The following is a 12,040-nucleotide window of genomic DNA, read 5'->3' on the forward strand; positions in this document are numbered from 1 at the left end:
CGCCCTGACAAGGGGGCGGCCCTGCGGCCTATGATGGCTGCAGGACCGCCCCCTTTTTTCATCACCCTCCGCTCCATGGCACAAGTCATCCTCTCCCCGGTTCCCGCAGGCAGCGCCCTGCAGGACCGCCTCAAGACCGCCTATTTCCACGACAGCTACCAGCTGCAATTGCCGGACGACGGCAGCAGTCCCATGGCGTTGTACCTGCGCTGCGTGGGCCGCACACCGGGCTGGATCGACTTTCTGATGCGCCTGCGCAACCGCGTGGTGGCGCCCTTCGGCATCAAGGACCTGGGCACGCTCAGCGGCGTCGATGCGCAACGCCAGCCATCGAGCTACCGCGTGGGCGACCGCGCCGGCATCTTCCGTGTCCATGCCCTGAGCGACAGCGAAGTGGTCCTGGGCGACAGCGACAGGCATCTGGACGTGCAGGTCTCCCTCATGCGGCTGCCCAGCCCCGAGGGCGCGCCGTCCGGCACCTTCACCGCCGCCATGTCCACTGTGGTCCATGTGCACAATGCCTTGGGCCGTATCTACATGCTGGGCGTGGCGCCGGCCCACCGCGTCATCGCCCCGGCCGTGGTGGCCAAGCTGGCCGGCTGAAAGCTGCGGATGGAGCCGTCGGCTGTCCAGGCCATCAAAATGGCCGTCGTGGGTGCCTCGGGGCTGTCCAAGGACGCCTTGCATATCTACGTGGGCCTGACGGTGGCGCTGGCCGCCTGCGCCGTGCTGCGCAGACCCCTGGGCAGCTGGACGCCCCTCCTGGCGGCCCTGGCGGTGGCCATGACGGGCGAGCTGCTAGACATGCGCGACGATATCGCGAGCCTGGGGTATTGGCGCTGGGGCGCCAGCCTGCACGACATTGCCAATACCGTGTTCTGGCCCTCCGTACTGGCTGCGCTGGCGCGCTGGAGCAGCGTGCTGGGGCGTCGGCCCTGAAGTCAGCAAATCGGAAGCCTTTGGCGTTGGCGTCCGACGCCTGCTTCCACGCCGCCCTTGCATACTTGCGGCCTTTGCCCGGCGGACATCCCCCGAGCAGGGAACGCGGCCCGCCCCACAAGGGCAGGGCCGCCACCATTGCGAATCGGTTCCCGGGCACACCATTGATCACAAGAGAGAGGGTATATGCCAGACACGACCACCGATCCCCGACCGGCGCCACCCGCGCCACCAGTGGCTCCGCCACCGGATGCACCGCAGGCGGCCACGCCATCGCCTGCCGAGCCTGCACCGCGCATCACGTTCTCGGGCCCCGTTGTCATTCCTTCCCTGCTGGTGCTGGGCCTGTTGCTGCTGTACTGCGGCCTCATGCCCGACAGCGCCGACCGGCTGTTCTCCAGCGCCCAGGACTGGGTGGTGGGGCACATGGACTGGTTCTATGCCGTCTCGGTCACGCTGTTCCTGGTCTTTCTGATCTTCGTCGCGTCCAGCCGCTTCGGCGATATCCGCCTGGGTCCCGATGATGCCGAGCCCGAGTTCAGCTTCATCTCCTGGACCGCCATGCTGTTCGCCGCCGGCATGGGCATCGGTCTGATGTATTTCGGCGTGGGCGAGCCGCTGCAGCATTTCCTCAAGCCGCCCACGGCCGTGCCTTCCACGCCGGCCGCCGCACGCGAGGCGCTGCAGTCCACCTTCTTCCACTGGGGCTTTCACGCCTGGGCCGTCTACGGGACCATGGGCCTGGTACTGGCGTACTTCGGCTTTCGCTACAACCTGCCGCTGACCATGCGCTCGGGCCTGTACCCGCTGCTGGGCAAGCGTATCAACGGCCCCATCGGCCACAGCGTGGATGCCTTCGCGCTGGTGGGCACCATCGCGGGTATCGCCACCACGCTGGGCTATGGCGCGCTGCAGCTGGCCGCCGGCCTGCACACGCTGACGGGATGGGACACCTCCACGGCGCTGTTCCGCATCTCGGTCATTGTCATCGTGGTCTGCCTGGCCGGGTTGTCTGCCGTCTCGGGCCTGGACAAGGGCGTGCGGCGCCTGAGCGAGTTCAATCTCGTGCTGGCCTTCATCCTGCTGGCCTTCGTCATTGTGGCGGGGCCCACGGTCTTCCTCTTCGAGGCGCTGAGCGAGAACATCGGCAACTACCTGTCTGGCCTGGTCCAGCTGTCGTTCCGCACCTTCGCCTACGAGCCGCCCAGCCAGGAAGGCTGGTTCGGCGGCTGGACCATCCTCTACTGGGCCTGGTGGATCTCCTGGTCGCCCTTCGTGGGCATGTTCATCGCGCGCATCTCGCGCGGGCGCACCATCCGCCAGTTCGTGACCGGCGTGCTGCTGGTGCCCACGGCCTTCAACCTGCTGTGGATGACGGCCTTCGGCAACAGCGCCATCTGGATAGACACCCACGTGGCCATGGGCGCGTTGGGGCAGACGGCCTCGAACGTGGATGCGCTGCTGTTCCGCTTCTTCGAGTACCTGCCCTGGTTCAAGCCCGTGGCCTGGCTCACCATCGTGCTGATCGCGGTGTTCTTCGTCACCTCGGCGGACTCCGGGGCCTTCGTGGTGGACAACATCGCCTCGCGCGGCCATGCGCGTTCGCCGGTCTGGCAGCGGCTGTTCTGGGCTGCCGTGCTGGGCGTGACGGCCATGGTGCTGATGCTGGCCGGCGGCCTCAAGGCGCTGCAGGCCATGACCCTGGTGGCGGCCCTGCCGGTGGCGGTCATCATGCTGGCGCTGTGCTACGGGCTGTGGCGCGGGCTGCAGGCCGACCGCGCGCACTTCTCGCCCGACCTGGCTCCGGCCACCAGCTTCTGGAGCGGCCAGCATTGGCGCAAGCGCCTGGAGCAGATCGTGCATCAGCCCTCGCGCGCCGACGTGCGCAGGTTCCTGGCCGGCGTGGTGCTGCCGGCCATGAACGAGGTGGCCGCCGAGATGCAAAGGCGCGGCGTGCAGGCCGTGGTCACCGAGGACCTGGATGGCGAGGGCGCCGTGCGCCTGACCGTGCCCGATCCCTCGCTGCGCGACTTCGTCTACGGCGTGCGCGCCACGCGCCGCACGGTGCCCACCTTCCTGGTGAGCGAGGCGGCCAGCGAGCAGGAGCGGCGCCATGTCTACGAGCCCATCACCTTCTTCGAGGACGGTCGCCTGGGCCACGACATCCAGTACCTGCGCAGCGAGGAAGTCATCGCCGACATCCTGCGCCACTACGAGCGCTACCTGTCGCTGAGCGCCGACCAGCGCACGCATCTGCTGAACCGGGCTCCGGGCCACAGCTGAGCCGTGCTGCGCAGTGCCGCCGTCGCGGCACCCCGGGCCTTTGGGTAAACACCGGGGTGCCAGCCGGCGGCCGCCTGCGGATACTGGGCGCTGCCATGCAGCTCGAATACTCTACCCATTCGCAGGAGCCACGCCATCGTTTCGACTACTGGCACGAGGTGGTCTGCCGCCACTGCATCCCGGCCGACAGCCACCGCGCGCAGGGGGATGGTGCAGGTCCCGGCGGCTTCGGGGCCACGCTGTCCGTGCGGTCCCTGGGACTGCTGGAGATCAGTGCCATGTCGGCACCCAGCCACCGCTGGGTGCGCAACGCGGCCCACCTGCGCCTGCATGCCCGCGACGAGCTGTGGCTGGGCTATCTGCTCCAGGGCCAGGCCGAGGTGCGCCAGGGCGGGCAAGTGGCCCGGCTGAGCGCGGGCAATCTGGTGCTTTATGACGCTGCGCAGCCTTTCGAATTCTCGGTGGCGCCCCGCGATATCCTGCTGATGCGCATTCCGCGCAGCGAATTGTTGAATCGCTTTGCCCGTGCACCCTTGCACGCGGGCCGGGTGCTGCATGGCCATGCCCCGGCCGTGGCGCCGCTGCGGGCCATGCTCGGCGAGGCCATCGCCATGCCGCCTGCGCCGCACGGTGATGCCTTGGCGCAGCGCTTCGGCATGGCGCTGCTCGACGTGCTGGCCCTGGCGCTGGAGATGCAGGAGATGGCCGTGCAGCCCCGCTCGGAAAGGGACCTGCACGGCCGCATCCAGGCGTTCATCCAGGACAACCTGGGCTCGCCCGAGCTGTCGCTGCAATGGCTGGCGCAGCAGCACAACGTCTCGCCGCGTACTGTGACGCGGGCCTTTGCGCGGCGCAACCAGACGCCCATGGGCCTGGTATGGCAGCTGCGGCTGCAGGCCAGCCGCCAGGCCCTGATGCAGGGGCGCTGCTCCAGCGTGACCGAGGCGGCCTTCGCGCATGGGTTCTCCGATGCGGCGCACTTCAGCCGAGCCTTTCGCAAGGCGTTCGGCTGCACGCCCCGCAGCCTGCTGGCCGCCTGAGCAAGGTCGCTGTCCCTCACGAACAAGCGTCGGGGCTGCCGGCTCCCTAGCATGGATCTGCCGTGCGTCCCGTGCGGCTTTTCCAGTGCAACAACGGTGGCGCCCCGGAGCCGGGCGCCGGGAGACATGCCATGAACGACAGCGAACTGCACCATCTCGAACTGCTGGAGGTGGGGCGCGAGATCCAGTCCCGCCGTATTTCCTCGGAAGAGGTGACCCGCCACATGCTGGCGCGCATCGAGGCCGTGGACGCGCGGCTGCACAGCTACGTGACGGTGATGGCGCAGCAGGCGCTGGAGGACGCCCGCCGCGCCGACGCCGAGATCGCGCAGGGCCGCCGCCGCGGTGCGCTGCACGGCGTGCCGCTGGCGCTCAAGGACCTGCTGTGGACCCGGGGCGTCCCCACCACGCATGGAATGACGCTGCACCGCGACCATCGCCCCACGGAAGATGCCACCGTGGTGCGCAGGCTGCGCGAGGCCGGCGCCGTCATCCTGGGCAAGCTGCAGCAGACCGAAGGCGCCTTCGCCGACCACCATCCCGAGATCACTGCCCCCGTCAACCCCTGGGGCGCCCAGCTGTGGCCCGGGGCCTCGTCCAGCGGCTCGGGCGTGGCCACGGCGGCGGGGCTGTGCTTCGGATCGCTGGGCACGGACACCGGGGGCTCCATCCGCTTTCCATCGGCCGCCAACGGCATCACGGGGCTCAAGCCCACCTGGGGCAGGGTGAGCCGCCACGGCGCCTTCGAATTGGCCGCGTCCCTGGACCACATAGGCCCGATGGCGCGCAGTGCTGCCGATGCCGCAGCCATGCTCGCGGCCATCGCCGGGGCGGACCCGCTGGACCCTACAGCCAGCCAGTGCAGCGTGCCCGACTATCTGGCCATGATGACGCGCGGATTCTCCGGCCTGCGCCTGGGCATGGACCGGCAATGGGCACTGGACGGCGTGGATGCCCCCTCCCGCCAGGCGGTGGAGCAGGCCCTGGCGGTGGCGCAGCGCCTGGGGGCCAGCGTGCAGGAGGTCCGCTTTCCCGATGCCACCCAGGCGGTGGAGGACTGGCCGGCGCTGTGCGCGGTAGAGACCGCCGTGGCGCACGGCGCCACTTTCCCTGCACGGCGCGAGGCCTATGGCCCCGGGCTCGCCGGGCTGATCGACCTGGGGCTGGGCCTGTCCGCCACCGACTACCAGCGGCTGCTGCTGCGCCGCGCGGACTTCACGGGCCGGGTGCGTGCACTCTTCGCGCAGGTGGACCTGCTGCTGGTCCTCGCCACGGCCTTTGCGGCCCCCACGCTGCAACGCATGGCGCATTTCGGCTCCGATGCCGAGCTGTTCTCGGGCATGCTGCGCTACACCTGCCCGTTCGACCTGACGGGCAGCCCCACGATCACGCTGCCCGGCGGACGCACTCCTGAGGGCGCGCCCGTGGCCTTCCAGTTCGTGGCCCCCGACTTCCGCGAAGACCTGCTGGTGCGCGCGGGCTGGGCGTTCCAGCAGGCCACGGACTGGCACAGACAGCACCCTGCTGCCTGAGCTGCATGGGGCGCCAGTCCGGTGGCGCGACACGGGCCTGTCACACAGCCTTCCTAGACTGGCGTGATGTCCTTGATCGAGATGGAAGGTGTCGCCAAGTCCTGGGGCGGCACCACGGCACTGCAGGCGCTGGATCTGCGCATTGAACCCGGATCCTTTTGCGTGCTGCTCGGTCCCTCGGGCTGCGGCAAGTCCACCACGCTGCGCATCATCGCGGGCCTGGAAAGCGCCACGGCGGGCCGCGTGCGCATCGATGGGCAGGACGTCACCCAACTGCCGCCCGCACGGCGCGGCATTGCCATGGTGTTCCAGAACTACGCGCTGTTCCCGCACCTGACGGTGGCGCAGAACATCGGCTTCGGCCTGTCCGTGCGCAAGGTCCCGGCGGCCGAGGCGCGACGGCGCATCGACGAGGCCGCCGCGCTGCTGGGCCTGGACGCGCTGCTGGCACGCCGGCCCGGCCAGCTGTCGGGCGGCCAGCAACAGCGCGTGGCCTTGGGCCGCGCCCTGGTGGCCCGCGCCCGGGTCTGCCTGATGGACGAGCCGCTGTCCAACCTCGACGCCCAGCTGCGCCAGGAAATGCGCATCGAGCTGCGCGAGCTGCAGCGGCGCCTGGGCCTGACCGTGGTCTATGTCACGCACGACCAGGCCGAGGCCATGGGCATGGCCGACCAGGTGGTGCTGCTCAGCCAGGGGCGCGTGGAGCAGTGCGCTGCGCCCCAGGAGATCTACAGCCGGCCCGCCACCACCTTCGCCGCGCGCTTCATCGGCACGCCGGCCATGAACATCGCACGCCTCGACGGCCTGCACATCGCGGGCAGCCATGCCAGCGCCGCGCCCGCCGGCCTGCAGCAGCCGGGCCAGGCGCGCTGGCTGGGCGTCAGGCCCGAGGACATGCGCCTGTCGCTCCATGGCGATGTCGGCAGCGGCCCCGTGGTGGCTGCCGACATCGAAAGCCTCGAATACCTGGGCGCCGACCTGGTGCTGCGCTGCCGCGTGGGCAGCGAGCAACTGATGGTGCGTACCGCTGGTAGCCAGCTCGGCGGCCTGCAGCCGGGCCAGCTCGTGGGCCTGTGCTGGGCGCGCGAGGCCACGCATTTCTTTGACGAAAAGGGGCGGCGCTGCACGGCCTGAGGCCGAGGCACCGGCCCCCAATTCCTTCGCCATCCACCGTTTCAGCCGTTCCGGCTTTCGCACCCGAAGCACCTTCCAGGAGAGTCCGCCATGCAACGCCATGCCTTCCTCAAAACCCTCGCAGCCGCTGCCGCCGTGGCCGCCACGGGCCTGCTGAACACCGCCAGCGCGCAGACGCCGCTGGAGGTGCCGTTCTACTACCCCGTGGCCGTGGGCGGCCCTATCACCAAGGTGATCGACGGCTATGCGGCCGAGTTCAACAAGGCCCATCCGCAGTACCGGATCACGCCCGTCTATGCGGGCACCTACCAGGAGACCATCGTCAAGGCGCTGACGGCCCACAAGTCGGGCAAGCCGCCGGCCAGCTCGGTGCTGCTGTCCACCGACATGTTCACGCTGATCGACGAGGACGCCATCGCCCCCATCGACGACTTCGTGAAGACCGATGCCGACCGGGCCTGGCTCAAGGGCTTCTACCCGGCCTTCATGGCCAACAGCCAGACGGGCGGCAAGACCTGGGGCGTGCCCTTCCAGCGTTCCACCGTGGTCATGTACTACAACAAGGAAGCCTTCAAGGAAGCCGGCCTGGACCCGAACAAGGCGCCGCAGAACTGGAAGGAACTCAAGGAAGCCGCCCACAGGCTGACGAAGAAGGACGCCAGCGGCAAGGTCGTGCAGTACGGCATACAGATCCCGTCCACCGGCTTTGCCTACTGGATGCTGCAGACCCTGACCACGCCCAATGACGTGCTGCTGGCCAACGAGGCCGGCACCCAGGTCACGCTGGACAGCCCCAAGGTAGTGGAGGCGCTGGACTTCTGGGTGGGCCTGGTCAAGGAGGGCGTGCACCCGGCCGGCGTGGTGGAGTGGGGCACTACGCCCAAGGACTTCATGGAAAAGAAGGCCGCCATCATCGTCACCACCACGGGCAACCTGACCAATATCCGTGCCAATGCCAAATTCGACTTCGGCGTGGGCCAGATCGCAGGCAACGTGCGCAAGGGCTCGCCCACGGGCGGCGGCAATTTCTACCTGTTCAAGAAGGCGCCCCGGGAGCAGCAGGAGGCGGCCTTCCAGTTCATGAAGTGGGTCACCCAGCCCCCGCTGGCCGCGCAGTGGAGCATGGACAGCGGCTACGTTGCCGTCTCGCCCGCCGCCTATGACACGCCCGCGCTCAAGAAGTACGGCCAGGACTTCCCGCAGGCCCTGGTGGCGCGCGACCAGCTGCCGGTATCGGTGGCCGAGTTCTCCACGCATGAGAACCAGCGCGTGACCAAGGTGCTCAACGACGCCGTGCAGGCCGCCCTCAACGGCAGCAAGACCTCGGCCCAGGCCCTGCAGGATGCGCAAAAGGAAGCAGACCGCATCCTGCGCCGCTACAAGTGATGGCGCAGTGCCGCTGACCGCATGAGCTCCGCTCCCGCCTCCCTTGTCCGCGGCCGCCAGGCTGTCCACGCCTGGCTGATGCTGCTGCCGGCGCTGGTGCTGCTGGTGGCCTTCACGCACTGGCCGGCCGTGGCCACGCTGATCGACAGCCTGCATGCCACGCCGCGCGGCGGCCAGCCGGGGCCATGGGTGGGGCTGGAGAACTACGCCGTCATGGTGGACGACCCGGTGTTCTGGCAGGCCGTGCGCAACAACCTGTGGTTTGCGGCGGCCACGATTCCGCTGTCCATGGCGCTGGCGCTGGCCATGGCGCTGTGGGTCAACGAGAGGCTGGCCGGCCGCGCCTTCGTGCGCATGGCGTACTTCACGCCCACGGTGCTGCCCATGATTGCCGTGGCCAACATCTGGCTGTTCTTCTACACCCCGCAGTACGGGCTGCTGGAGCAGCTGCGCGGCGCACTGGGCCTTCCCGCGCACAACTGGTTGGGCGACCCGTCCACGGCGCTGGCCTGCGTGACCGTGGTGGCGGTGTGGAAGGAGGCGGGCTTTTTCATGATCTTCTACCTGGCCGCGCTGCAGACGCTCAATCCCAGCCTCAGGGAAGCTGCGGCCATCGAAGGCGCCTCGCGCTGGTACTTCCTGCGCCGCGTGCAGTGGCCGCTGCTGATGCCGACCACGCTGTTCGTGCTGGTCAATGCGGTGATCAATGCCTTCCGCCTGGTGGACCATCTCTTCATCCTCACGCGCGGCGGGCCGGACAACGCCTCCACGCTGCTGCTCTATCACCTGTACGAAGTGGGCTTCAAGTTCTGGGACACGGGCTATGCGGCGGCCCTGACCGTGGTGCTGGTCGCCGTGCTGGCGGCCGTGGCGCTGCTGCAGTTCTTCGTGCTCGACAAAAAGGTGCACTACCAATGAGCGCCGCACCCATTGCCCCGCGCCATGCGCCGCCCGGGCTGTACGGCGCCACCTGGCTGGATACGCTGGCCGCCTGGCTGCTGGCCCTGCTGTGGATACTGCCGCTGGCCTATGCGTTCTGGACGGCCTTCCATCCGCCCGAATACTCGGCACGCTTCGACCTGGCCGCGCCCTGGACGCTGGAGAACTTTCGCCGTGCCTGGCAGGCCGCGCCCTTTGCGCGCTATTTCCTGAACACGGCCGTGCTGGTGGTCATGATTTTGGCGGCCCAGCTGGTGCTGGGCACGCTGGCCGCCTATGCCTTTGCGCGCTACCGCTTTCGCGGCCAGGGCCTGGCCTTTGCCCTGGTGCTGGTGCAGCTGATGATCATGCCGGACATCCTGCTGGTGGCGAACTACCAGACCCTGTCGCGCCTGGGCGCCGTCGATACGCTGCTGGGCATAGGCCTGCCGTACTTCGCATCGGCCTTTGCGATCTTCCTGCTGCGCCAGACCTTCCTGGGCATTCCCCGGGAGCTGGACGAGGCCGCGCGGGTGGAGGGCGCCAGCACCCTGCAGATCCTGTGGCGCGTCTACGTGCCGCTGGCGCGGCCCGTGTACCTGGCGTTCGCGCTGGTGTCGGTGAGCTTTCACTGGAACAACTTCCTGTGGCCGCTGATCATCACCAACAGCGTGCAGGCGCGCCCGCTCACCGTGGGGCTGCAGGTGTTCTCCAGCGTGGAGTCTGGCGTGGAATGGGCCACCATCACGGCCGCCACGCTGATGAGCTCGGGCCCGCTGCTGGTGGCCTTCGTGCTGTTCCAGCGCCAGTTCGTGCAGAGCTTCATGCGTGCGGGGATCAAGTGAGGGCGGTGCTAAAGTTCCTTGTCCCAGCCTTTCACCCCGAGGTCCACCATGTCCGGTCCCGCATCCGCAGGTCTGTTCATCTACGCCAAGCAGCCTGACCGGCTGGCGCTGTTCTACATGGAGGTGCTGGCCATGCGCATGCTGCACCACACGAGCGAGCTCATGGTGCTGCAGTCGCCGGACCTGCAACTGGTGCTGCACGCCATTCCCGAGGCGATTGCGCGGCACATCACCATCACCGAGCCACCCCAGCCGCGCGAGAACGTGGCCCTCAAATTCTTTGCCACCGTGACCAGCTTCGCGGCCGTCCGTCCCCTGGTCATCGCCCATGGCGGCCAGCTGTGGGAGCAGTCCTGGCAGGGTCCGGGCTTTCGCGTCTGCAACGCCATGGACCCCGAAGGCAACCTGTTCCAGCTGCGCGAGCCGCTGCCCGCATGATGCAGATCCTCACGTGGAACACCCAATGGTGCCTGGGCCTGGACGGCCGCATGGACCCGGCGCGCATCGTGGCGCATGCGCTGTCCATGGCCGATATCGACGTGCTGTGCCTGCAGGAAATCGCCGTCCACTATCCCGGCCTGCAGGGCGCGCCCGGCGACCAGGTGGAGCAGGTGCGTGCGGCCCTTCCCGAAGGCTGGAAGGTCTTCTTCGGCGCCGCCGTGGACGAGTTCACGGCCATGGGCCGGCAGCGCTTTGGCAACCTGGTGGCCACGCGCCTGCCGGTGCTGCAACTGGCCCACCACCGCCTGCCGTATCCGCACGATGGCGGCGTGCGCAGCATGCCGCGCTGCTGCACGGCAGTGACCGTGATGGATGCCGCACTGGGCCCCGTGCGGGTGATGAGCACCCACCTCGAATATTTCTCGCGCCGCCAACGCATGGCCCAGGCGCTGGCGCTGCGTTCCCTGCAGATCGAGGCCCTGGGCCAGGCCGAGGCGCCGCCCCAGCCCGCCAGCGACGGCTCGCCCCAGCAGACCAAGCCGCACACGCCGCATGCCGTGCTCTGCGGCGACTTCAACTTCGAGCCGCATGAGGACGAATACGCCGGCCTGTCCGCCCCCTGGGCGGCCGGCGAGCAGGGAGCCCTGAGCGCCGGCCAGTGGCACAACAGCTGGAGCGTGCTGCACCCGGACCAGCCCCAGCCACCCACCTTCCGGTTGTTCGACCGCCAGTGGGGTCCCGAGCCCGGCGCCTGCGATTTCGCCTGGGTCAGCGACAGCCTGCGCGGCCATGTGCGTGGCTGGGCCGTGGACAGCGACACAAGGCTCTCCGACCACCAGCCCGTGCTGCTGCAACTGGATTGATCCAGGTCAGGGTCCGCCGCCAAGCCGGCCTTCGCCTACAGACAGTGTGGCGGGCCTGCTCCAAGGTCATGGGGACTGTTTTGAAGGAGCATCCATGAGCCCCAATCCGCTGTCCACGATTCTTCACCGCACCTGGTGGGTGCTGCTGCTGCGCGGCCTGGTCGCCATCGCCTTCGGCGTGCTGACCTGGGCGCAGCCGGCGGTATCGCTGGCGGCGCTGGTGCTGACCTTCGGTGCCTTCACCTTTGTGGATGGCCTGCTGGGCGTGTATTCGGCCATCCAGGGGCGCGACCAGATGCGCCATTGGTGGGTGCTGCTGCTGTGGGGCCTGGCCGGCGTGGTGGTGGGCGTGCTCACCGTGGTCGCGCCCGGCGTCACGGCGCTGGTGATGACGCTGTACATCGGCGCCTGGGCCCTGGTCACGGGCCTGCTGCAGATCGTGGCGGCCGTGCGGCTGCGCAAGGAGATCACGGGCGAGTGGCTGCTGATCCTGGGCGGCGTGCTGTCCGTGCTGTTCGGCGCCTTCGTGCTGGCCCAGCCGGGCGCGGGCATGATGGCCATGCTCTGGGTGCTGGCCACGTATGCGGTGGTCTTCGGCGTGCTCATGGTGCTGCTGTCCTTCAAGCTCAAGAAGGGCATACGCCATTCTTCCTGAGCCG

12 protein-coding genes are annotated in these 12,040 nt (G+C 68.7%); all 12 read left to right on the forward strand.

The genetic code is table 11. The annotated features are described in order from the left end of the window. Positions 1-75: 75 nt before the first annotated feature. Complete coding sequence (locus IB269_RS01085) at positions 76-603, forward strand: DUF2867 domain-containing protein (RefSeq protein ID WP_013800955.1); 528 nt, start codon at positions 76-78, stop codon at positions 601-603. Positions 604-642: 39 nt separating this feature from the next. Beyond that, entirely contained in the window at positions 643-939 is a 297-nt protein-coding gene (locus tag IB269_RS01090; RefSeq protein ID WP_225613934.1) for a hypothetical protein, read from the forward strand. A gap of 186 nt (positions 940-1,125) precedes the next feature. Beyond that, positions 1,126-3,222, forward strand: a complete 2,097-nt coding sequence (locus IB269_RS01095; protein ID WP_192366242.1) for a BCCT family transporter — start codon at positions 1,126-1,128, stop codon at positions 3,220-3,222. 95 nt (positions 3,223-3,317) lie between these two features. Further along, positions 3,318-4,262, forward strand: coding sequence for a helix-turn-helix domain-containing protein (locus IB269_RS01100; protein ID WP_192366243.1), 945 nt, complete (start codon positions 3,318-3,320; stop codon positions 4,260-4,262). 131 nt (positions 4,263-4,393) lie between these two features. Continuing rightward, entirely contained in the window at positions 4,394-5,794 is a 1,401-nt protein-coding gene (locus IB269_RS01105) for an amidase (RefSeq protein ID WP_192366244.1), read from the forward strand. Positions 5,795-5,860: 66 nt separating this feature from the next. Then, on the forward strand, positions 5,861-6,928 hold the full coding sequence (locus IB269_RS01110; RefSeq protein WP_192366245.1) for an ABC transporter ATP-binding protein: 1,068 nt from the start codon (positions 5,861-5,863) through the stop codon (positions 6,926-6,928). Positions 6,929-7,018: 90 nt separating this feature from the next. Beyond that, on the forward strand, positions 7,019-8,314 hold the full coding sequence (locus tag IB269_RS01115) for an ABC transporter substrate-binding protein (protein ID WP_192366246.1): 1,296 nt from the start codon (positions 7,019-7,021) through the stop codon (positions 8,312-8,314). Between the two features lie 21 nt (positions 8,315-8,335). Continuing rightward, a complete protein-coding gene (locus IB269_RS01120; protein ID WP_133072965.1) occupies positions 8,336-9,232 on the forward strand; it encodes a carbohydrate ABC transporter permease in 897 nt (298 codons plus the stop codon). Continuing rightward, positions 9,229-10,077 (forward strand): carbohydrate ABC transporter permease, encoded by an 849-nt coding sequence (locus IB269_RS01125; protein ID WP_192366247.1) that lies wholly within the window; start codon positions 9,229-9,231, stop codon positions 10,075-10,077. Before IB269_RS01120 ends, IB269_RS01125 begins: the two co-directional genes overlap by 4 nt. Positions 10,078-10,125: 48 nt before the next feature. Beyond that, entirely contained in the window at positions 10,126-10,515 is a 390-nt protein-coding gene (locus tag IB269_RS01130; RefSeq protein WP_012207101.1) for a VOC family protein, read from the forward strand. Then, positions 10,512-11,381, forward strand: a complete 870-nt coding sequence (locus IB269_RS01135; protein ID WP_192366248.1) for an endonuclease/exonuclease/phosphatase family protein — start codon at positions 10,512-10,514, stop codon at positions 11,379-11,381. Before IB269_RS01130 ends, IB269_RS01135 begins: the two co-directional genes overlap by 4 nt. Positions 11,382-11,475: 94 nt before the next feature. Further along, positions 11,476-12,036, forward strand: coding sequence for an HdeD family acid-resistance protein (locus IB269_RS01140; RefSeq protein WP_012207099.1), 561 nt, complete (start codon positions 11,476-11,478; stop codon positions 12,034-12,036). Positions 12,037-12,040 lie beyond the last annotated feature (4 nt).

Origin of the sequence: Delftia sp. DLF01, assembly GCF_014852125.1 — a bacterium.
Taxonomy (GTDB): domain Bacteria; phylum Pseudomonadota; class Gammaproteobacteria; order Burkholderiales; family Burkholderiaceae_C; genus Comamonas; species Comamonas acidovorans.

Coding starts and splice junctions, on each gene's coding strand:
- IB269_RS01135 (WP_192366248.1), top strand. CDS start 10,512: ATGATGCAGATCCTCACGTGGAACACCCAATGGTGCCTGGGCCTGGAC.
- IB269_RS01115 (WP_192366246.1), top strand. CDS start 7,019: ATGCAACGCCATGCCTTCCTCAAAACCCTCGCAGCCGCTGCCGCCGTG.
- IB269_RS01095 (WP_192366242.1), top strand. CDS start 1,126: ATGCCAGACACGACCACCGATCCCCGACCGGCGCCACCCGCGCCACCA.
- IB269_RS01140 (WP_012207099.1), top strand. CDS start 11,476: ATGAGCCCCAATCCGCTGTCCACGATTCTTCACCGCACCTGGTGGGTG.
- IB269_RS01100 (WP_192366243.1), top strand. CDS start 3,318: ATGCAGCTCGAATACTCTACCCATTCGCAGGAGCCACGCCATCGTTTC.
- IB269_RS01090 (WP_225613934.1), top strand. CDS start 643: ATGGCCGTCGTGGGTGCCTCGGGGCTGTCCAAGGACGCCTTGCATATC.
- IB269_RS01085 (WP_013800955.1), top strand. CDS start 76: ATGGCACAAGTCATCCTCTCCCCGGTTCCCGCAGGCAGCGCCCTGCAG.
- IB269_RS01105 (WP_192366244.1), top strand. CDS start 4,394: ATGAACGACAGCGAACTGCACCATCTCGAACTGCTGGAGGTGGGGCGC.
- IB269_RS01125 (WP_192366247.1), top strand. CDS start 9,229: ATGAGCGCCGCACCCATTGCCCCGCGCCATGCGCCGCCCGGGCTGTAC.
- IB269_RS01130 (WP_012207101.1), top strand. CDS start 10,126: ATGTCCGGTCCCGCATCCGCAGGTCTGTTCATCTACGCCAAGCAGCCT.
- IB269_RS01120 (WP_133072965.1), top strand. CDS start 8,336: ATGAGCTCCGCTCCCGCCTCCCTTGTCCGCGGCCGCCAGGCTGTCCAC.
- IB269_RS01110 (WP_192366245.1), top strand. CDS start 5,861: ATGTCCTTGATCGAGATGGAAGGTGTCGCCAAGTCCTGGGGCGGCACC.